We start from the raw sequence: 21,281 nt of genomic DNA on the forward strand, positions 1-21,281 counted from the left end.
TGAACTAGACAAAAAGGGGATAAAACAACATGAAAAGAATTGGACTTTTATTATTTATAAGTTTAGCGGTGATAACTAGTGCCTGCTCAAATGACGAATCAACTGTTTCAGTAGGAATTAGCGGCTCTGACACAACGATTTGGGATTTTATTGCAGAAAAGGCGAAAGAAGAGGGAATTAACGTTGAAATCGTTAAATTTTCCGACTATGTACAACCAAACTTGGCACTTGCTGAAGGGGAAATCGATGCGAATGCCTTTCAAACAGTTTCTTATTTCGATTCATTTATAAAAGAACATGATTTGGATTTAGTACCAATTGCAACTACAGTTATAGCGCCAATGGGTCTTTATTCCGATAAATATGATTCACCTGAAGAAATTCCAGAAGGTTCGTCAATTGCCTTACCAAAGGAAGCAACAAATATGGGACGTGCATTATTACTCCTTCAGTCAGCTGGTTTAATTAAATTAGAAGAAAATTTTGATGGTAATGGTTCAGTAGATAAGATTGTAGAAAACCCAAAAAATTTAAAGTTTGAAACACTTGTGGCTGCTCAAACTCCAAGGGTCTTACCAGATGTAGCTGCATCTATTATTAATAATGGTATTGCAGTTGATGCTGGATTTAGTCCATTAGGCGATTCTATTTTTCATGAAAATGAAACAGCTACACCATATATAAATATTATTGCCGTTCAAGAAAAAAACAAAGATGACAAAACACTGCAGAAGCTAGCAGATATTTATCAATCAGAAGAAGTAAAGGAGTTAATCCAAAAAGAGTATGATGGAAATCAGATACCAACATTTGTACCGTTAAGTAATATTGGCTGGTAGAGGGTGTTCACAAAGTCACCAAATGATAAACTACGAATTTCTTCGTTGGCTTGTCTTTCCGGTCCTCATGTAGCAGTAACCTACATTCCGGTCCTCAAGACTTCACCGCCTTGAACTTCTTGTTTCTAATTTGGTGACTTTGTGAACAAGTACTATTAATAAAAAATAGATGAGGTGAATAGATGAGTGTAGTTACACAAAGCTTGGAAAAAATAAAAAAGCGTATTATCGACAATGTAGAAGAAAATAAAGAACGCTATATTAAAACAAGTCATGCGATCCACAATAGACCTGAAATTGGAAATGAGGAATTTTTCGCTTCCGAATTGTTAACGGACATTCTTGGAAAGGAAGGGTTTGTTGTTGAAAAGGGGGTTGCTGGACATGAGACAGCTTTCTTGGCTAAAAGAAAAGGGGAAAAAGAAGGGCTACGAATTGGATTTTTAGCCGAGTACGATGCTTTACCAGGAATAGGTCATGCATGCGGGCATAATATCATTGGAACGACTAGTGTTGCAGCAGCCATTGCATTAAGTAAGGCAATTGATGAAATTGGCGGGGAACTTGTGGTACTTGGAACTCCTGCTGAAGAAGGTGGACCAAATGGCAGTGCAAAAGGAAGTTTTGTGAAAGCTGGGTTACTAGATAAGATTGATGCTGCAATCATGCTTCACCCTGGAAATGAGACAAATCTAACGGGTCCTAGCTTGGCTGTCGATCCACTGGACTTTGAATTTTTTGGTAAGCCAGCACATGCTTCAGCACAACCAGATAAAGGAATCAACGCTTTAGATGGAGTAATTCAATTGTTTAATGGGATTAACGCATTACGGCAACACTTACCGTCGGATGTAAGGATTCATGGTATTATCCCAAACGGTGGTGATGCACCTAATATCGTTCCAGAGTATGCAAAGGCACGGTTCTTTATTCGAGCTGCAACAAGGTCAGTGCTAAATGATGTCACAGAAAAAATTACAGGTATTGCAAATGGGGCAGCTCTTGCTACAGGTGCAACTGTAAAAATAAATCCATTTCAAAATGAGGTAGATAATTTTATTATTAACCGGAACTTTGATAACGTTTTTAAAGGTGTAGCAGAAAGCCTTGGAGAAACAGTAAGCACGGAAGAACGAAAAGGACTTGGATCCACTGATGCCGGGAACGTTAGTCAAGTTGTTCCCACTATTCACCCACATATCAAAATTGGTTCCAGTGACTTAGTAGGGCACACGGTTGAATTCAGAGAAGCGGCTAAATCTGAAAAGGGAGATCAAGCAGTTATTACAGGAGCAAAAGCAGTAGCATTAACAATACTAGAGCTTTTAACAAATCAATCATTATATGATGGAATTTACCAAGAATTTAAAGAACAAACGCAACGCGCCAACTAATATGTGAAAACTGGAAGCAAATTATCAGACTTTCCCATCATAATTGGTTACATGTAAACGCCCCTTTTGCTTGGAGGAAAGCATAAGGGGATGTTTTTTTATCTTTGAATTTTCTCTTATGGGTCATAAGGTAGTGCGAAAACAAAATTGTTATAGGGCTTAGTAATGGTAAAAAAAGTAAATTAAATAAGAACTAAGGGTGAATAGAACTATGTTTTTATAAAATTTTGCTAACTCAAACTTTTAGGTTACTTTAACATAGGAATAACGATTCATTTTTTTATTTTGTTGAAAAATGCCTATAAGTAAATAGACAGTCTGTTTACTCATAAAGGGTGTGATAACAATGTATACAGCCCTTTTTCGTTCAAAGTAACTTTAGCTGATAGGTCTTTTGCCTGTACAACAAAATTCAAGAATCAGTACTTATTTACCATTTTCTAAAAATTCTGATTCAATTCGACAAATTATGACACCTTTTTCACTTGTATTACATTATAGTTACAGCAACAACAAGAATATTACAAACGGCACCGCTGCAGCTTTAGAACCTACACTATTTTTTAGTAAAGGAGGCAAGGGGTGTTTTTTATATTGTCTAAACATGCATTACATGTAAAGACAATTATCTTGACGGTGTGTGAAGCTTAGTTTCAAAATTCGAGAGGAGGAAGGAAATTGAGAAAAACGAAACAACGTCGAATTAGAGCCTTTAGTATTGCAGCATCATTACTCATGTCATTTTCGTTAATTACACCAGGAATTGCAAGTGCTGAAACAAATGATAAATTGCATCGATCAGTAAACGATACCCAGGCTGTCACAAAAGTTAAAGTGAGTGACCGTTTGCTAGAAAGCTTCGAAAAGGATGATAAGGTAACATTTTTAATCAAATTTAAGGAAAAAGCGGACACCAAAAAAATTGCAAAGGAAGCGAAGGCAAGTGCTAAGTCTGCTAATCTAACTGCACAAAAGCTTGAGCTTATCCAACGTTCAGCTGTTGTCTCAGAACTAAAAGCGACTTCTCTTGTTTCACAGCAAGGTGTAAAGCAATTTCTAGAAGAAGAGGCTGAAAAAGGCAATGTAAAAGATATAAAATCGTATTATATCGTGAACGGGATGGCTGTTACAGCGACGAAAGAGATTGCTCAAAAAGTCGCGTCATTTGCTGAAGTGGAGAAGGTATTACCAAATGAAACGCGTCAATTATTTACAACAAAAACAAAAGACTCGAAAACACCTAAATCTGAAGTGGCTAACGTTGAGTGGAATGTTAATCGTGTTGGAGCACCCCAAGTATGGGAAATGGGGTTTGATGGTACAGGCACGGTTGTAGCTAGTATTGATACAGGTGTTCAGTGGGATCATCCTGCTTTAAAAGAAAAATACCGTGGATATGACGCAGCAACCGGTGAAGTTAATCATGACTTCAACTGGTTTGATGCTACAGTGGGCGAGTCAGAACCATATGACGATCAAGGACATGGAACACATACAATCGGAACAATGGTTGGTTCTGAGCCAGATGGTTCTAACCAAATTGGAGTAGCTCCTGGCGCTAAATTTATAGCTGTAAAAGCATTTACAGCGGCCGGAGGTACAGATGTTGATCTTTTGGCTGCTGCGGAATGGATTTTAGCACCAACAGACGCAGAAGGTAATGCTCGCGTAGATTTGGCACCTGATGTCGTTAATAATTCATGGGGTGGTGGCCCAGGGCTTGATGAGTGGTACCGAGATGTCGTAATAAACTGGAGAGCGGCTGACATTTTTCCTGAGTTCTCAGCTGGAAATACAACGTTGTTTAATCCAGGTGGACCAGGCTCAGTTGCTACACCAGCAAACTATCCAGAGTCGTTTGCTACTGGAGCGACAGATATAAATGACGTAGTTGCAGGTTTTTCATTACGTGGACCATCACCATATGATGAGGTTAAACCTGATATATCTGCACCTGGGGTGAATATTCGTTCCTCCGTACCTGGAAGCGGATATGAAGGTGGCTGGAATGGAACGTCAATGGCAGGGCCAGCCGTAGCTGGTGTGGCGGCACTGTTACGTCAAGTAGATGCCAGTTTGACAGTTGATGAAATGGAAGACATATTATTAAATTCTGCAACACCATTGACAGACGCAGAATATCCAGAGTCTCCTAATAATGGTTACGGATATGGATTAGTCAATGGATATGCGGCTGTCTCTTCAATAATAAGTGGTCTTGGAACGTTAGAGGGTCAAGTGACCAAACAAGGAGAAGATAGTGAAGCTCCAACATTTGAACATGCTGCACCAACTGAAACTTACGCTGGAATGGATTTAGATTTAACCATACAAGTTAATGATAATGTTAGTGTTGCATCAGTTGAATTAAAGTACCAAGATGTGAATGGGGAGTGGCAAGCAGTTGAAGCTGCTCGTACATCAGGTGACTTTAAAGCTGGTGAATATCTAGCAACTGTCCCCGGAGAACAAATTGATGGTGATTCACTAACTTATAAGTGGACAATCAATGATTTCGGGAATAATGAAGTGAATAGTGAAGCGTATGTTGTATCCGTTTTACAAGGTATTTCACCAGGTTATTCAGCGGACTTTGAAACTACCCCTGTTGGCTGGAATGCTTTCGGAGAGAATAATAGTTGGGAGTGGGGCACGCCAACGTCAGGACCTGGAAATGCAGCATCAGGCGAGAACGTTTATGCAACGGGCCTTGATGGCGAATATGAAAGTGATACAAACGCGACACTTGTAATGCCACCAATTGATTTGCCTGAAGGAAATGCTTATCTGCAGTTCAACCAATGGTATGAACTAGAAGACAATTATGATTACGGTCATGTTTTTGTTTCTACAGATCAAGAAGAATGGACCCAAGTCATGGAAATGAATGGTACAACGAGTGACTGGGAACTTGCGGAAGTTGATCTTTCTGAATACAGTGGCCAACGAATTTATGTTGGTTTCAATGTAACAACTGACGGCAGTGTTACTAGGCAAGGGCTTTATATTGATGATGTAGCATTATCAGATACGTCAATAAGCAGTAAGACAGCAATAAAGAAAAAGGAAGACAATAACGGTAAAAAGAAAGGCCATAATAAAAGAAACAATGGTCTTGGAATAATCAAAAGCAATGAAAAAGCTGGATTAAAAGAAAAGGTAGATCCGGATAATATTCAACCGAACCTACCTGTAAAAGAAAATCCTCCCGTCGAAGAGGACACCATTAATCCTACACTTTTACCAATTGATGCGCAAGTAAGTGTACTGGAAAGTGGACGTTCTGTAAACACAAATCCAGAAGATGGGACATATTCGTTAACCCATGCTGCGGGCGAATTTACCGTACAAGCATCATCATATGGATTTGAATCTGAGCAACAATCTGTAACGGTTGAAAGAGATGGACTTGCCCAAGCTAACTTCACATTGGACGAAATTCCACAAGCAACCGTTAGTGGAGCAATTACTGATGAAGCAACCGGATCACCAATTGAAGGGGCAACACTATTGCTTGTAGAGGATGCTAATATTGCTCCTGTTGAAACGGATGAAGATGGAAACTATTCCCTCACCGCTTACGAGGGTACCTACACACTTAAGGTAATGGCACGAGATTATACGAGTAAAGAGATTGAAGTTACGATTGAAGAAGATCAAGTGGTTAATATCACGCTTGAACCATTGTACACCTACCCTGGTGGTGAAATAGGATATGACGATGGTACAGCAGAAAATGCTCGGGCATTTTATGATGCAGGTAATGGATGGGCAGTGAAAATGTCATTACCAGAGGGTAAAGAATCCGCTCTTGTTACAGATGGTGTATTTAAGTTTTGGAATGAAGATTTCCCAGATCCAGGTGGCACAGCGTTTGCGGTGGAAGTATGGGATGCCTCAGGTCCAGATGGACAACCTGGTAAGAAAATAGCCGGTCCAATTGACGGTGAAGCTATCCGTGATGAAACAGAGTGGACAGTTATTGATTTGGCAGAGCACAATATCATGGTTGAAGGAGACTTCTATATGGTGTATATCCAAACGGATCCAAATCCTGTTACTCCTGCTTTAGCAACGGATGAAAGTAGTCCCAATGCTGAACGCAGCTATCAATATGTTGGTGGGGCATGGTCACAATCCCCCGCTGCTGAAGGTAACTATATGATTCGTGCACGCGTTAGTTATGAAGTAGACGCACCTGTTATCACTTCACCTGCAGAAGATGAACTAACAAATGAACCAAACATTACAGTTGAAGGTACTGCTTCACCTACAACTACTGTTCAATTAGTAAATAATGGTGAAGAAGTTGGAACTGCCGATGTTGGTGATGATGGCAACTTTGCTATTCCAACTGAGTTAACGGAAGGTGAAAATGAATTTAAAGCAGTATCATTGCTTGATGGAGCGCAAACTGGTGAATCTGCACCAGTAACAGTAATATTAGACACCCAAGCACCTGAACTTACGATTGATAGTCCTAAAGATGCGGATAAAACAAATCGTGAAACAGTGAATGTTGAAGGTACAGTTTCAGATGCTAATCTTGATTTTGTAGAAGTAAATGGTCAACAGGCAAGTGTGACCGATGGAAGTTATTCCAAACGAATCCTGCTTGACAATGGGGAAAACGAAATCCAAGTTGTTGCTCAAGATCTAGCAGGAAATTCAGAGACACAAAGTGTAACGATTGAGGTAAAATACAACGCACCAGAAATCGAGAATTTAACACCTACCGAAGATAAAAGTCTTCAAGCTGGAGAAAGTGTGAGAATCGAGTTTGATAGTGAGCCAGGATTAAAGGCTACCTTCTTTATCCATATGCCACTCACAAATGCTAGAGTTCAAGTCAATGCTACCGAGCTACCGATGATGGAACTGTCTGACGGGCATTACGTAGGATATTGGACAGCAACCAATAATGTAAAAGCAGATGGGGCTGTGATTGAAGTGAAAGTTGTCGATAGTTTTGGCAACGAAACACGAAAAACAGCAGAAGGAAAACTATTTATAAATCTTGACGAAGAGTAAGTAATTAGGACAACAATGTAAAATCAAAAGACGTAGAGATTTGTCTCTGCGTCTTTTTTAAGAGCAAAGAAACTATAAAATTTTTGGCGATTAACTGTCTAGCTCCAGCGCCTAGACACTCGAGATATAAGCAGTTCGCTTCCGCGCGAGCAAAGCACTCACACTGCACCGCTCTGCTTATGCTTGCCGTGTCTTTCAAGGTGCCCTAGCTTTTCTTATTTGGAAAAAGAAAACACTTTTCAAATAATTAAATAGTATGTATAATGGTAAAAGACAATAAAATATCGATTCTATCTTCGGGGCAGGGTGCAATTCCCGACCGACGGTAATGAACATAAGTTGTTCTAAGTCCGTGACCCGCAATGCAGTCGCAAAGCGGTGGATCTGGTGAAAATCCAGAGCCGACAGTTACAGTCTGGATGGGAGAAGATTATAGAGCTGAATTTAGGTGCTAAATGCGCCTGTATTTCCTGTGAATATAATCCCTGAAGCCTTGATTAGGTTTTAGGTTTTTTTATATGAACAAAACAGGGAATAAGCTTATCCTTCATCACGAGATGTGAATCGATAATCAGATGAAGGAGGATGGATATGCAAAAATCATCACGTTTATTAAAGTTAATTATTTTAGCACTGCTTGGGACTATTTCATTACTATTATTTTTCCTGAACTTCCCGTTACCTTTTTTACCACCGTATTTAAAAATTGATTTTAGTGAGGTACCAGCACTTATCGCTGCTTTAATTTTTTCACCGCTCGCCGGAGTACTGGTGGAAGCAATAAAGAATATGCTTTACCTTATTGTATCAGGAGCAGGTGACCCTATTGGCGTAACGGCAAACTTCCTAGCAGGTGTTATGTTTATTGTTCCAGTTTCTATGCTTTACCATAAATATAAAGGTGTGAAGAGTATTGTATCTGGATTGGTAACAGGTACTATCATTATGGCGGTTGGTATGAGTGTACTAAATTATTATGTAATTTTACCAGCGTATGCATGGTTTATCGGGGCACCTGAGATGGCAGAAGGTACTGCAAAATGGTTTGCGGTGTATGCAGGTGTACTGCCATTTAATATAATTAAAGGAATTATCGTAGGAATGTTATTTGTTCCTTTATTTATAAAAATGCGTAGATGGATTGAACAAAAAAGAGCGAATTTAGCATGAAAATAGATAGAGAGCTAATCCCGTTAACAGGATTAGCTTTTTTAAGAGCAAAGAAAGTGGCGATGAACTGTCTAGCTCCAGCGCCTAGACACTCGAGACATAAGCAGTTCGCTTCCGCGTGAGCAAAGCACCCACACTGCACCGCTCTGCTTATGCTTGTCGTGTCTTTCAAGGCGCCCTGAGCTTTTCTTATCTGTCTAGCTCCAGCGCCTAGACACTCGAGACATAAGCAGTTCGCTTCCGCGTGAGCAAAGCACCCACACTGCACCGCTCTGCTTATGCTTGTCGTGTCTTTCAAAGCGCCTGCGCTTTTCTTATTGCGCCAGGTAAAATCAAACAAAAAAATCCACTTCCCAAATCGGAAGCGGATGTACATTAAATTAAGCTTCTTCAACTAAAATTGTCGCAGTCGGTTCAATTTCTAACCGTTCTTCTGGAATTGGTTTCCCAGATACGGTACTTTTACCATACGTACCATTATCAATTCGCTCTAATGCATCCTTTATATCTTGTAACCGTTCTTCTTTAACCAGTTTTAATCCAGCGTCACGTTCCTGTTCAAATTGCTCTGTACCCATATCTGCTGGATGGTTGTCATAATCGGCAAGCTCCCCTGCTGATTCATTTGGACCTTCTTGATTGTCTTTGCCCAATTGTTTTTCAATATCATTTTTCATTTCAAATAATTTTTTCTTGTAATGTTCTAGCTTTTTATCACTTAGCATGTTAAAACTCCTTTTAAAAGTCTTATTTGTTAGTTACTACCCCTATGGTGCACCGTGATAAACAAATGAGTTTTTCCTTTTCATCTTCAATTTTAATTTCCCAAACCATGGTCGACTTGCCAAGATGCACAGGAGTTGCTTTAGCAGTAACGATGCCACTCCGCTTACTTTTAATATGATTGGCGTTTATCTCAATACCAAAAACACTGAACAATTCCAAATCTACGTTCAAAGATGCTCCGACACTTGCGGCAGTCTCAGCAAGCGCGACACTTGCACCGCCATGTAAAAAACCCGCGGGCTGTTTTGTGCGGTGATCTACGGGCATTGTCATGATAACTAAGTTCTTATCTAATGTTTGTACTTCAATTCCTAGGGTTTCTATCAACGTATTTGTATATTCCACCTGAGGTCCACTCCTTAAAGATGATGTTTAAAAAGTCATCAAATGATAAATGGCAAATCTCTTCGTTACTCGGTTTATCCGGTCCTCATAACTCTCGTGCCTCCGACGCACAGGACGTCCTAGTGCCGATGTTGCAACAGGATAAGGGAAGCTCCCCTGAAAAAACATCGCACGAAGAAAATTGTTTTTTATTTTCGAGGACGCCCGAGTACTTATTCGACCTTATTTCTAATTCGGCGACTTTTTGAACACGCACTTAAAATAGTTTACTAAATAGCAGGGAAATTCCCAGCAATAATCCATAAATACTATTTGTTTTACCAGTTAATACCATAGCAGGCATCATGTCAATTGGCTTTGTTTTCCCTTTAAATTTCTCGATTACATCAATCGCCATCTTGCCACTCAGGAGTGCGATTGCAGACCATATCGGTAGCATATCTACAATGATGTAATAAAGTGTTAAGCTATAAGCAATAATAAATAAAATGCCTAAAAAGTTAATTGCCTTTTTCCTACCTAAAAGGATAGCGATTGTTTTACGACCATTTATTTTATCACCATCTAAATCACGAATATTGTTTGATAACATAATACACCCGATGAAAATGGCGACTGGAATGGAAATCCAAAGAACTTCTGATGTAATGCTTAACGTTTGAATATAATAACTTATTCCAATAATGACAGGACCCATAAAAAAACCTGCAAAAAGTTCACCAAATGGTGTATATGCTATTGGGAATGGTCCTCCTGTATATAAGTATCCGAAAAGCATGCAAACTAAACCAATCACAGCGATCCACCAGCTAGATGCCATGCAGATGAAAATTCCTAATAAAGCTGCTATGCCAAAGAAAATGATAGCAAGACGTAGCACAGTTTTTGGTGTGATACCGTCCCGGACGATTGTCCCACCAATACCTACAGATTCCTCATTGTCTAGGCCCCGTTCGAAATCAAAGTATTCATTAAACATGTTTGTTGCAGACTGAATGAGAATGGATGCGACCATCATGGCTAAAAATAATAATACATGAAAGGATCCCTCGTTGAGTGCTAGCATTGTTCCTACAAAAACAGGAACAAAAGAAGCGGTAAGTGTATGAGGACGTAGTAGTCGCCACCATATTTGAAATCCAGGCTTTTCATTTAAGGCTTGTTTCGTAGAATTCATTGTTGTTCTCTCCTCTAATTATGTACAATATCCACTTAAGTTTAGGCAATTCGTCATAGGGTGTCAATCGACAATGTTTATATAGTTGTTGCATTTCTTGTCTGGTTGCATGGGCTAGTGATGAAAGTCCACTTCACTTTTCTTGAGAAACAGGGAAAAAGAGAATAAAATAGAAATGTATGTACAAGTGTATCGTGTGACGGAGGTTTATAGAGATGATTGAAACTAAGGAAAAATTAATTGAATCAATACTTAACAAAGCTATTCAAAAAACAATAAGAACAAATCATATACAGTTGGTTAGTATTACAAAAAAAATAGATGCGATTGATCCACTTCATTTTTTTGAAGCTGCAAAGCAACTGGAACAGGACCGCACTTTTTGGTCAAGCACAGCTGAGGATTTCTTCATGGTAGGTGTGGGAACTACCTATAAAATAGAAGCAACAGATAACCGTTTTGGCGAGACAGATGAACAATGGCGAAGAGTGAAACAACAAGCAGTCGTCCATGATCCCTATCAAAAGCCAGGGACAGGGTTAGTAGCAATGGGTGGAATGACATTTGACCCAGATAAAGATAGAACTGAACTATGGGAAAACTTTTCTGATAGCGAGTTCACTGTACCATCCTATATGTTAACAAAACATCAGAACAACCATTATCTTACAACAAATATTCACGTATCAACAAATGATCAGGTAGGAGAGCTTGCTAATTCTATTGAGGAAAACTTTGCTACATTATTGAAGCAATTTGTAACTAAGCCAGTAAAAACAGTTATCGTTGATAAAAACGAAATTGAACCTGAGAAGTGGAAGCAAACAGTTGACGACGCGACAAAAAAAATTAAAACGAGTAACGTCGAAAAGATTGTACTTTCCAGGGAATTGCGGGTGAAACTAAATCGCAAAGCAGAAATCGCAACCGTTTTACATGACTTGTTAGCAACACAAACTAACAGCTATGTGTTTGCCTTTGAACATGGGAAAGATTGTTTTGTCGGGGCTACTCCTGAAAGGCTTATTAGAATAGAAAATAAACATTTACTTTCTACTTGTCTTGCTGGAACAGCTCCAAGAGGGGAGACACTGGAAGAAGATAATGCTCTAGCTAATCAATTGTTCAACGATGAGAAAAACCGCAGTGAGCATGATTTTGTGGTGAAAATGATCAGGGAATCAATTAGTCCGTATTGTACAAATATAGAAGTGCCAAATGAACCAACTATCTATCCATTAAAAAATTTACAACATTTATTCACACCAGTAACAGCAAAGGTAATGCCTGATGTAAGTTTATTTGACATTATTAAACAGCTGCACCCAACACCCGCACTGGGTGGTGTGCCTAGACAGGAATCATTACAATTTATTCGTGAACATGAATTAATGGATAGAGGCTGGTATGGAGCACCTGTTGGCTGGGTTGACCATAATAATAATGGTGAATTCGCAGTAGCCATTCGTTCTGGTTTAATACAAGGCGACATGGCATCACTATTTGCTGGCTGTGGTGTAGTAAAAGATTCTGACCCAGAGGCAGAATACGAAGAAACGACTATCAAATTTGTACCGATGCTATCTGTTTTAGGGGGATAATCATGAGTCATACAGAAGCTTTAACACGTTATACTGCAAATTTTGTAGATGAATTGGTGAGAAGTGGACTTACTGAAGTAGTCATTTCACCTGGATCAAGATCGACACCGCTCGCTATGACCATTGTGGAGCATCCTGGTATGAAGCAATGGATTGTCATCGATGAGCGCTCGGCCGCATTTTTTGCATTAGGAATGGCCAAACAACTAAAACGACCAGTAGCAATTGTTTGCACATCTGGAACAGCTGCTGCAAATTATTTTCCAGCAATCGTGGAGGCCTGTTATAGCAGGGTGCCATTAGTTATATTAACTGCTGATCGCCCGCATGAATTACGGGACGTTGGAGCACCACAGTCGATTGATCAGTTAAAGATGTATGGAGATTATGTTAAATGGTTTCATGAGATGGCATTGCCTGACGCGGATCCTAAGATGTTAGATTACTCAAGAAGCAAGGCATCCCGAGCAGTCCATGTTGCAAAAGAAGGAAACGCAGGTCCCGTGCATGTGAATATCCCATTCAGAGAGCCATTAATCCCTGATTTTACGCTGGAAAGTTTATGGGGGAATAGAGATAGTTCCACACATTTTCCAACAGTAGATGGGAAAAAGCGTATAGACCATACACAGTTATCCCATTTACTTGAAAAACTAAGTGATAAAAAGCGTGGACTAATCGTATGTGGACCGCAAACGAACGAAGACTTTGCAGAATCTGTTTCAGAATTAGCCGCTAAATGGCAAATACCTGTGTTAGCCGATCCATTATCACAAGTAAGAGCAGGACAACACCATAAGGATTTGGTTATCGAAGGGTATGATGCTTTTTTAAGAAATGAAACTATCCGCGAAAAAATGAAACCAGACTTTATCATTCGTTTTGGCGCAATGCCAGTTTCGAAACCGTATCTTTTTTATGTAAAAGATCACAAGGAAGTTGAGCAATATATTGTCGAAGAACATAGTGGATACCGTGAGCCAGCAGGTAACCAGACTGAATTTATTTTTGCCGATTCCCAAATTCTATGTGAGGATCTTTTGGCGATGGACAAGGAAATGTTGTTTGATAAGGATTGGCTTGAAGACTGGCAACGAATGAATCAGGTGGCGAAAAAGAATTTAATCAATGCTACGCATGCAGATACCATTACAGAGGGAGAGGCAGTAAAATGTTTAATGGAAGTCATTCCAGACAACAGTTCCTTATACGTGGGAAATAGTATGGCGGTTCGTGATTTAGACACATTTTTTATGACAACACCAAAACAATTAGATGTACTAGCAAACCGTGGGGCGAACGGAATTGATGGAATGGTTTCAAGTGGTCTTGGTGCCGCAGCTGCTGGTAAATTAACGACATTACTCTTAGGTGACTTATCCTTTTTCCATGATATGAACGGTTTACTTGCTTCTAAGCACTATAAGATTAATTTAACCATTGTATTAATTAATAATGATGGTGGCGGAATTTTTTCATTCCTACCACAACAGCAGCAAAAAGATCAGTTCGAGTTATTATTTGGAACAGCGCACGGTATTGATTTTTCACATGCCATTGAAATGTACGGGGGTAAACATCAGATTGTGACGAGTGAAAAAGAATTAGAGGACGTATTGTTTGCGAGTTACCAGCATGATGGCCTATTTGTTGTAGAGGTTAAAACAGATAGAACAAATAATATGGAGTGGCACCGTGACCATTGGAAACAAATTGAAATGGACATTATAAATGGCGAGTGAAGGTAAAAGGTTCATAAACGTTGCGTCATCTGAGTATTGGTGTGAAGTAAGCGGACAAGGCGATCCAATAATGCTGTTACATGGATTTAGCGGAAGTACTGCCACCTGGTCTAATCTTGTTTCGATATTAGAAGAAAATCATCAGGTTATCACCATTGATTTACCTGGACACGGGAAAACGAAAGTGGATACGCCGAAAAAGATGATGGATTGTTGTCATGATATAAAAATAATTATCAAACAAATTGGCTGCGAAAAGGTTCATCTACTTGGCTATTCCATGGGTGGAAGAACTGCACTGTCATTTGCGATTACCTATCCTGAACTCGTCATGTCTCTTGTTTTAGAAAGTGCTTCACCGGGAATTGAGAAGCAGAAGGATCGGAAAGCTAGAATAAAAAACGATCAAAAACTGGCGGATCGAATAAGGACAGGGGGTCTTGAGTCCTTTGTTGACTTTTGGGAAGGACTTCCACTTTTTGAATCGCAAAAAGAGCTACCAGAATTAATAAAACAATCTATTCGTCAAGAACGGTTATCCCAGCATGAAGAAGGGTTGGACATGTCTTTAACGTATATGGGAAACGGAGTGCAGCCATCATGGTGGGACAAGCTTAATTCCTTAACTATACCTGTTTTACTAATAGTTGGTGAATGGGATTTGAAATTTACTAATTTGAATAAAGCCATGCAGAGTCGACTTCCAAACAGTAATTTAGTGATTGTAGAAAAAGCTGGCCATGCAATTCATGTGGAACAATCCGATTTTTTTGGTAAGATAGTAAGTGAGTTTATTTAACACAAAAACTAACAAAGTACATAGAAGGAGGAAAAATTATGAGTGTTCAATGGGAAGAAGTAAAAAATTATAAGGAAATTATTTATGAAAAATATGATGGTGTGGCGAAAGTAACAATGAATCGTCCTGAAAAGCATAATGCGTTTACGCCACTTACAGTAAACGAAATGTATGATGCTTTTGCAGATGCACGAGATGATTCATCAATTGGTGTTATTATTTTAGCAGGTGCTGGCGACAAGGCATTTTGTTCTGGTGGAGATCAATCTGTACGGGGACACGGTGGATACGTTGGGGAAGACCAAGTACCTCGTTTAAATGTATTGGATTTACAGCGTTTAATTCGTGTTATTCCAAAGCCAGTCATTGCAATGGTTTCTGGCTATGCAATTGGAGGAGGACACGTTCTACATTTGGTTTGTGACTTAACAATTGCTGCAGACAATGCTGTGTTTGGACAAACTGGACCTAAAGTTGGAAGCTTTGATGCAGGATATGGAGCTGGACTCCTAGCACGTACAGTTGGTCAAAAGAAAGCAAAAGAAATTTGGTACTTATGTCGTCAATACAGTGCGGACGAAGCATTGGATATGGGACTTATCAATACAGTCGTTCCATTAGAAAAATTAGAAGAGGAAACAATGCAGTGGTGCACAGAAATTCTTGAAAAATCACCTACAGCACTACGTTTCCTAAAAGCGTCATTTACTGCAGATACTGATGGATTAGCTGGACTTCAGCAAATGGGTGGCGACGCAACACTTCTTTATTATACAACTGATGAAGCAAAAGAAGGTCGCGATGCATTTAAGGAAAAAAGAAAACCCGACTTTAAACAATTTCCACGTTTCCCGTGATCAATTAGATAAGCGGCGGCGACTGAAGTCGATCGGCAATAGTACAAAGTCGATCGACATTACTTAAAGTTAATCGACATCACGTTAAAGTTGATCGTCAGCATTAAAAAGTTGATCCAAACAAGGTTCAACATCATGTTTAAAGTTAAATTTAACCTTTGCTTCTCTGAAGCAAAGGTTTTTCACTAAAGTTATAAATGGAGGAACATCATCATGAGTGAAATCATTCCACATTGGTTAACCAAACAGGCAAGTCTTTCCCCAAATGATACTGCCCTGGAATTAGAGGATGGAACCTGTCTTACATTTAATGACTTAATGCAAAAAAGCCAATCTTGTGCAAAAAAATTAGCGAGTCAAGGTGTAAAAAAAGGTACAAAAGTAGGTTTATTTTCAATCAATTGCACTGAAATGGTAATCGCCATCCATGCGTTAAGCTACCTTGGAGCGGTAGGAGTCTTCTTTAATATTCGCTTAACGGAAAAAGAGCTCAGCTTTCAAATAGAAGATGCTGAAGTGTCTCTTATTTTAGCAGCGGATAGCTTGGCGACTCAAATAAATAATATGAATTTAAATTCACAAATCCTATCTTTTACAGACGTCAGCGAACTCAAAAAGCTGAACGTTCCGCTGGCAACAGAAATTGCTTTAGATGATGCATCTACCATCATGTATACTTCTGGTACTACAGGAAACCCAAAGGGCGTTATTCATACATACGGAAATCATTGGTGGAGTGCAACAGGATCCGCGCTTAACATTGGTATTCATTCAAATGACAAATGGTTAGCGGTGTTACCGTTATTTCATATTGGAGGATTTTCACTCCTATTAAAAAGCGTGATCTATGGTATGCCCATTTACTTATTGGAAAAGTTTGATGAGCAAAAAGTTCACCATGCCATTATGAATTGTCAGGTTACCATTGCCTCGGTTGTAACCGTAATGCTACATCGACTTATCGATTTGCTAGGTGAAGAGGATTACCCTAAATCATTTCGTTGCATGCTTTTAGGTGGCGGGCCTGCTCCAAAAGGATTACTAGAAAAATCAAAAGATAAAGGAGTTCCTGTCTTTCAATCATATGGAATGACAGAAACAGCGTCTCAAATTGTCACGCTTAGTCCAAAGGATGCGCTTCGCAAACTTGGATCTGCTGGAAAACCTCTTTTTCCGGCACAGTTAAAAATTATTGATCCAAACGATGAGGGGATAGGAGAAATCATTGTAAAAGGACCAATGGTTACAAAAGGTTATTATAAAAATGAACAAGCTACTGCAAAGTCTATCCATAATGGTTGGTTATCGACTGGTGATTTAGGTCAGTTGGATGTCGAGGGATTTCTTTACGTTGTTGACAGGCGAAAAGATTTAATAATATCTGGTGGTGAAAACATCTATCCTTCAGAAATTGAAAGTGTTCTTTCAGGTATGGAAGGGGTAAAAGAAGTCGGTGTCACTGGGATGGATGATCTGAAATGGGGACAGGTACCAATCGCATGTGTTGTTATGGATGATGAATCTATTTCTGAAATAGACATACTCCAGTATGCATCAGAAAATTTAGCGAAATATAAAGTACCAAAAAAGATTAATTTTGTAGCTGCCTTGCCTAGAAACGCATCAAATAAGCTGTTAAGAAATAAATTACGAGAATTAATCTAGTAATTTATTACATATATTGGTTTATAAATAAAGTCTAATTTTTCTATAATTATACGGAAACGGGTAACTCCTACTGACGAAAGGTTGCATTCACTGTACATAACTCTTCTAAGCAATATACAGCTAACAGGAACATTTCCCAAGCTAGGTGAATATCCTAACCACGTAAAGGAGGGGTTTTCCGTGCAAAAGAATAATGTACATGGAATGCAATATGAAAACCAGTCGAATAATGCTTACTATGACGGTTCTATCAAAGACCAATGTAAAAGGTATATGCAACACCATGTTATCGGCCAAATGGGAGACGGGTCTCAGATTGAAGGTATTATTACAGATATTAACGAGGATTATGTAGAAATGTTAGTTCCTGAAGAATATGGAGAACAAGAAAACAGGCAGTTTGGCTATGGATATGACGACTATGACAATTATGATGATTACAATGGGTATGGCGGCTATAGAAGAAGATATCGTCGCTATCGTCCACGCCGGTTCCCATTTTATTTTTTCAGAAGATTATTCCGCTACCCATATTACTACTAGCCTGATTATTAAGTAAACAACAGGATAGATTTTTATCATAAAGATACCTAAATTCAATGTGATTTGGGTATTTTTTATGGTACGGAAACTTCTAGATGGATTCTGAAATAAGAGGAGGATAGTACCCTTATCTTGTGCTTTTAGGTAAGTATTAGTTTTTATTGGCATAAAGTGGACAATCAATTGAATACGAGCCTTTTATTAGGAACAGTGAAACTCTGATGTTGATGTAAGCGTTCTAGATTCTAGTTAATACTACACTATATATGTAGGTTTATGAAAGTATACTATACTTAGGAAATATTTATCAATAAACCGAGGAGAAGAAACATGCTACCACAAGAAATAGCTGTTAAAAAAGCATGTCAAAGCTTAAAAGCGATGAGCACGTCCAAGCGATTTTCTTAAAGGGATCAATGGGCAGAGATGAATATGATGAACACTCTGACATGATCTGTATTGTATTGAGTGGAAGGCGCTCAGATTAATTTTTTATTGAGTAAAATGATTGAATTTCATCTCTATTAAAATAATTAGGGGATATCGTGCAGATGGAACAAGCTGATTTTAACTTTCCGGATATACAACAGTACCATTTTTTTCAACAATCGGCATTGCTCCCCACTTTCCGAGTTCATGGTCAACTACGATAGTTGTATTATTGTTTTGTTCAATAATATGTTTCACATTCCAGTCATTCGCTGCTAGCCAGTTACTAATAATCAAGCGATGGCAACGTGCCGGGTGGCTTTCAGAGCAAAAATATGCTGTGCGTTGCTTCGAGGCAATTTTGTTTAGTTCATCAATACCTTCCTGGAAAGTGTCTGACAATGTATAATCGGCATAATTGTGAAAGGATTGATTATTCCAGCTATCATTTAACTTTGTACCTATATCACTAGACTTTTTCCGTCGTCCACCAAGCTTTTGCAAGTGATGGTATTCAATACCAGCGTCTTCTAGCCAATTCAGCATGTTGCCCTTTGAAAACTGTGGAAACTTTCGGCTACCAGGAAATGCACGTACGTCGACTAATGATTGGACTGATGCATTTGTGAGCATTTCCAGAAATGTTTCTTTGGAATGGCTAGAATGGCCAATAGTATAAATTTGCATTTGCCCTTCACCTCTTAATGATTAATTTGCTTTCCTATAGTATACATTTTTTGTTCCGAAACGTAAGTTTTTCACACAAATGTAAAAAACTAATTGATAAAGATTCTCAAAATCATTGACTAATTGATAAAAAACAAATAAACTAAAGATACATTAATTTATAGAAGAAATACGTACATACATGTAAGTGTAAAATCATGTAGATGTAGGGGAGTGATTCCAATGCAAACGTTAACTGCGAAAGACTTAACTCTTGGTTACGGTGAAGATATAATCATAGACGATTTAAATATAGCAATACCTAAAGGCGAAATCACAGTATTTATTGGTGGAAATGGTTGTGGGAAATCAACGTTACTTCGTTCATTAGCACGGTTACTTAAGCCAAAAGGTGGGGACGTTGTTTTAGACGGAGAAGATATTGCTAAACTCGGAACGAAAGAGGTAGCAAAAAAACTCTCGATTTTGCCACAAAGTCCTGTAACACCAGAAGGATTAACAGTGACGGAACTCGTTAAGCAAGGTCGTCATCCCTATCGTGGTTTTCTAAAGCAATGGTCAAAGGATGATGAAAGTGCGGTAAACAGAGCGCTTGAATCAACCAATATGCTCGAATTAAAAGATCGTTCTGTTGACTCTTTATCAGGAGGACAGCGTCAACGAGCATGGATAGCAATGACACTAGCACAAGAAACAGATACGATTTTATTAGATGAACCAACAACATATCTAGATATGACACATCAAATCGATGTATTGGATCTGTTATTCGAATTAAATGAAAAAGATGGCCGTACGGTTGTTATGGTATTACATGATTTAAATTTAGCTTGTCGTTATGCGCATCATGTAGTAGCGATCAAGGATAAAAAGGTTTATGCGCAAGGTAAACCTGAAGAGATCGTTAATTGTAATTTGGTGCATGATGTCTTTGAAATGAAGTGTGATGTAACATTTGACCCAATGTTTGGTACTCCAATGTGCATTCCTCATGGAAAAGGTCGCTGTATCTTCGCAAATCGCGGGCAGGAACTAACAAAACAAACTGTATAAAGTGAAACTTTGTTCAGTTTAGGGTTACTGCCGTCAAACTAAGATAAAATTAACTATCAGGCTGGCATAAAAGACATCGTTGATGTTTTTATGCCAGTTTTTTTGTACTTTCATACATGCTTCCTTCATTTTAAGCCAAATTAAAGGTAGGAGGTGCAGAATGGAAAAGAAAAATTTTTATGTTAATATGGGAACACAAGAGGTATCACAAATAAAATACGGCAATAATGTAGATTTTATCATTCATGCAACAGATGAAGAGGTACTATTGTTGCGGGAAAAACTGAATGACATGGATCAGGCGAATACCCGCGCATTCTTCCGTGCGCATGTACCAATCATGTCTTATCACAATGATAAATCAAATGACGATTATGATATGGGGATGACAGGTGCTTATCAAATGCTGTATGATTTAGGTGACGAACAAGCAAAAGAGCATATAGAATCAATGGGAATATTATCTGATAAGCATTTGTAGGGGTGCAAACAGTCATTATTTCATCCACTTTTGTCTAGCGCCAGCGCCCGTACTTGCGCTTATTTGCAAAAGTAGTTTATGCCAGCTGCTTAAAAGGAATATACTAGTAGATAGTAATTAATTAATTAAAGGCAGCTGAAATGATGAATACGTTTAGGGATTATTATAACAATGAAGTAAAACTAACATTTGAAGATCATTATTTTTCTAAAGAGCCAAAACACGTATGGGTAATTTGTAAGTATAGAAATAAATGGTTGTTAACCAGACATAAGGATAGGGGTATGGAATTCCCTGGTGGAAAAGTGGAGGAAGGCGAGACAGCTAAACAAGCTGCGATACGTGAAGTAAAAGAAGAAACTGGTGGATTAATAGAGCAGATGATATATATTGGTCAATATTATGTTGCTGGTAAAGGCGGCACTGTGATAAAAAATGTCTATTATGCTTCTGTATATGAATTGGTAGATCAACCTACTTATTTCGAAACCCATGGACCAGTATTATTAGATAAGGTACCTAATAACGTGAAACATAATGCAAAGTTTAGTTTTATTATGAAAGATGATGTGTTAACACATTGTATGGGGAAAATTAAAAAAGACTATTTATCAAAAAAGTAACGAGGCTGGGACAAAACCCAGTAAATAAAAAAGCGTGGCTATCACCGTGTAGGTGA

Annotated in this window: 17 protein-coding genes and 1 riboswitch; of the genes, 13 read left to right on the plus strand and 4 right to left on the minus strand. The window is 38.6% G+C overall.

From position 1 onward, the window contains the following. Nucleotides 1-29: 29 nt before the first annotated feature. The 4 genes from AC3G7N_RS12045 (at nucleotide 30) to AC3G7N_RS12060 (ending at nucleotide 8,434) form a co-directional block, all read left to right on the plus strand. On the plus strand, nucleotides 30-839 hold the full coding sequence (locus AC3G7N_RS12045; protein ID WP_089531754.1) for a MetQ/NlpA family ABC transporter substrate-binding protein: 810 nt from the start codon (nucleotides 30-32) through the stop codon (nucleotides 837-839). A gap of 182 nt (nucleotides 840-1,021) precedes the next feature. Continuing rightward, nucleotides 1,022-2,233 carry a M20 family metallopeptidase gene (locus AC3G7N_RS12050; RefSeq protein ID WP_489422402.1) on the plus strand — a complete coding sequence of 404 codons (1,212 nt, stop codon included), beginning with the start codon at nucleotides 1,022-1,024 and terminating at the stop codon, nucleotides 2,231-2,233. A gap of 678 nt (nucleotides 2,234-2,911) precedes the next feature. Continuing rightward, nucleotides 2,912-7,264 (plus strand): S8 family serine peptidase, encoded by a 4,353-nt coding sequence (locus AC3G7N_RS12055; RefSeq protein ID WP_489422403.1) that lies wholly within the window; start codon nucleotides 2,912-2,914, stop codon nucleotides 7,262-7,264. A gap of 288 nt (nucleotides 7,265-7,552) precedes the next feature. Further along, nucleotides 7,553-7,699, plus strand: a riboswitch (FMN riboswitch). 156 nt (nucleotides 7,700-7,855) lie between these two features. After that, on the plus strand, nucleotides 7,856-8,434 hold the full coding sequence (locus tag AC3G7N_RS12060) for an ECF transporter S component (protein WP_489422404.1): 579 nt from the start codon (nucleotides 7,856-7,858) through the stop codon (nucleotides 8,432-8,434). A gap of 380 nt (nucleotides 8,435-8,814) precedes the next feature. On the opposite strand, the gene AC3G7N_RS12065 is transcribed toward AC3G7N_RS12060, so the two are convergent. The 3 genes from AC3G7N_RS12065 to AC3G7N_RS12075 form a co-directional block, all read right to left on the minus strand. Next, nucleotides 8,815-9,159, minus strand: a complete 345-nt coding sequence (locus AC3G7N_RS12065; protein WP_489422405.1) for a TraR/DksA C4-type zinc finger protein — start codon at nucleotides 9,157-9,159, stop codon at nucleotides 8,815-8,817. Nucleotides 9,160-9,181: 22 nt separating this feature from the next. Then, nucleotides 9,182-9,565, minus strand: coding sequence for a hotdog fold thioesterase (locus tag AC3G7N_RS12070; protein ID WP_489422406.1), 384 nt, complete (start codon nucleotides 9,563-9,565; stop codon nucleotides 9,182-9,184). A gap of 256 nt (nucleotides 9,566-9,821) precedes the next feature. Continuing rightward, nucleotides 9,822-10,742, minus strand: a complete 921-nt coding sequence (locus tag AC3G7N_RS12075; protein WP_489422407.1) for a 1,4-dihydroxy-2-naphthoate polyprenyltransferase — start codon at nucleotides 10,740-10,742, stop codon at nucleotides 9,822-9,824. A 215-nt stretch (nucleotides 10,743-10,957) separates the two neighbouring features. Between AC3G7N_RS12075 and AC3G7N_RS12080 the strand changes: the two genes are divergently transcribed. From AC3G7N_RS12080 to AC3G7N_RS12105, 6 genes are all read left to right on the plus strand, one after another. Then, on the plus strand, nucleotides 10,958-12,343 hold the full coding sequence (locus AC3G7N_RS12080; protein ID WP_489422408.1) for an isochorismate synthase: 1,386 nt from the start codon (nucleotides 10,958-10,960) through the stop codon (nucleotides 12,341-12,343). 2 nt (nucleotides 12,344-12,345) lie between these two features. Further along, nucleotides 12,346-14,085 (plus strand): 2-succinyl-5-enolpyruvyl-6-hydroxy-3-cyclohexene-1-carboxylic-acid synthase, encoded by a 1,740-nt coding sequence (gene menD, locus AC3G7N_RS12085; RefSeq protein WP_489422409.1) that lies wholly within the window; start codon nucleotides 12,346-12,348, stop codon nucleotides 14,083-14,085. Then, complete coding sequence (gene menH / locus AC3G7N_RS12090; RefSeq protein ID WP_489422410.1) at nucleotides 14,075-14,884, plus strand: 2-succinyl-6-hydroxy-2,4-cyclohexadiene-1-carboxylate synthase; 810 nt, start codon at nucleotides 14,075-14,077, stop codon at nucleotides 14,882-14,884. The genes menD and menH overlap by 11 nt, the downstream gene beginning before the upstream one ends. 38 nt (nucleotides 14,885-14,922) lie before the next feature. Beyond that, nucleotides 14,923-15,741 carry a 1,4-dihydroxy-2-naphthoyl-CoA synthase gene (gene menB / locus AC3G7N_RS12095; RefSeq protein WP_489422411.1) on the plus strand — a complete coding sequence of 273 codons (819 nt, stop codon included), beginning with the start codon at nucleotides 14,923-14,925 and terminating at the stop codon, nucleotides 15,739-15,741. Nucleotides 15,742-15,954: 213 nt separating this feature from the next. Beyond that, nucleotides 15,955-17,406 carry an o-succinylbenzoate--CoA ligase gene (locus AC3G7N_RS12100; protein ID WP_489422412.1) on the plus strand — a complete coding sequence of 484 codons (1,452 nt, stop codon included), beginning with the start codon at nucleotides 15,955-15,957 and terminating at the stop codon, nucleotides 17,404-17,406. Between the two features lie 183 nt (nucleotides 17,407-17,589). Then, nucleotides 17,590-17,952, plus strand: a complete 363-nt coding sequence (locus AC3G7N_RS12105; protein WP_489422413.1) for a hypothetical protein — start codon at nucleotides 17,590-17,592, stop codon at nucleotides 17,950-17,952. A gap of 567 nt (nucleotides 17,953-18,519) precedes the next feature. Here AC3G7N_RS12105 and AC3G7N_RS12110 read toward each other — a convergent pair. Further along, nucleotides 18,520-19,068, minus strand: a complete 549-nt coding sequence (locus AC3G7N_RS12110; RefSeq protein ID WP_489422414.1) for a DUF488 domain-containing protein — start codon at nucleotides 19,066-19,068, stop codon at nucleotides 18,520-18,522. Between the two features lie 222 nt (nucleotides 19,069-19,290). Here AC3G7N_RS12110 and AC3G7N_RS12115 point away from each other — a divergent pair, with 222 nt between their 5' ends. The 3 genes from AC3G7N_RS12115 (at nucleotide 19,291) to ytkD (ending at nucleotide 21,225) form a co-directional block, all read left to right on the plus strand. Then, the gene (locus AC3G7N_RS12115) at nucleotides 19,291-20,121 is read left to right on the plus strand and encodes an ABC transporter ATP-binding protein (RefSeq protein WP_489422415.1); all 831 of its coding nucleotides are present in this window, start codon (nucleotides 19,291-19,293) and stop codon (nucleotides 20,119-20,121) included. 160 nt (nucleotides 20,122-20,281) lie between these two features. Continuing rightward, nucleotides 20,282-20,602: a hydrolase gene (locus AC3G7N_RS12120; protein WP_489422416.1), complete on the plus strand. Its 321-nt coding sequence runs from the start codon at nucleotides 20,282-20,284 to the stop codon at nucleotides 20,600-20,602. Between the two features lie 143 nt (nucleotides 20,603-20,745). After that, nucleotides 20,746-21,225, plus strand: a complete 480-nt coding sequence (ytkD, locus tag AC3G7N_RS12125) for an RNA deprotection pyrophosphohydrolase (protein WP_489422421.1) — start codon at nucleotides 20,746-20,748, stop codon at nucleotides 21,223-21,225. The last annotated feature ends 56 nt before the right edge of the window (nucleotides 21,226-21,281 follow it).

This window comes from Virgibacillus carmonensis (assembly GCF_057836705.1).

Bases quoted from the DNA above. Each gene is read 5' to 3' on its own strand.
- AC3G7N_RS12115 (WP_489422415.1), top strand. From the start codon at position 19,291: ATGCAAACGTTAACTGCGAAAGACTTAACTCTTGGTTACGGTGAAGAT.
- AC3G7N_RS12100 (WP_489422412.1), top strand. From the start codon at position 15,955: ATGAGTGAAATCATTCCACATTGGTTAACCAAACAGGCAAGTCTTTCC.
- AC3G7N_RS12050 (WP_489422402.1), top strand. From the start codon at position 1,022: ATGAGTGTAGTTACACAAAGCTTGGAAAAAATAAAAAAGCGTATTATC.
- menD (WP_489422409.1), top strand. From the start codon at position 12,346: ATGAGTCATACAGAAGCTTTAACACGTTATACTGCAAATTTTGTAGAT.
- AC3G7N_RS12060 (WP_489422404.1), top strand. From the start codon at position 7,856: ATGCAAAAATCATCACGTTTATTAAAGTTAATTATTTTAGCACTGCTT.
- AC3G7N_RS12065 (WP_489422405.1), bottom strand. From the start codon at position 9,159: ATGCTAAGTGATAAAAAGCTAGAACATTACAAGAAAAAATTATTTGAA.
- menH (WP_489422410.1), top strand. From the start codon at position 14,075: ATGGCGAGTGAAGGTAAAAGGTTCATAAACGTTGCGTCATCTGAGTAT.
- AC3G7N_RS12080 (WP_489422408.1), top strand. From the start codon at position 10,958: ATGATTGAAACTAAGGAAAAATTAATTGAATCAATACTTAACAAAGCT.
- AC3G7N_RS12045 (WP_089531754.1), top strand. From the start codon at position 30: ATGAAAAGAATTGGACTTTTATTATTTATAAGTTTAGCGGTGATAACT.
- AC3G7N_RS12075 (WP_489422407.1), bottom strand. From the start codon at position 10,742: ATGAATTCTACGAAACAAGCCTTAAATGAAAAGCCTGGATTTCAAATA.
- menB (WP_489422411.1), top strand. From the start codon at position 14,923: ATGAGTGTTCAATGGGAAGAAGTAAAAAATTATAAGGAAATTATTTAT.
- AC3G7N_RS12120 (WP_489422416.1), top strand. From the start codon at position 20,282: ATGGAAAAGAAAAATTTTTATGTTAATATGGGAACACAAGAGGTATCA.
- ytkD (WP_489422421.1), top strand. From the start codon at position 20,746: ATGAATACGTTTAGGGATTATTATAACAATGAAGTAAAACTAACATTT.
- AC3G7N_RS12110 (WP_489422414.1), bottom strand. From the start codon at position 19,068: ATGCAAATTTATACTATTGGCCATTCTAGCCATTCCAAAGAAACATTT.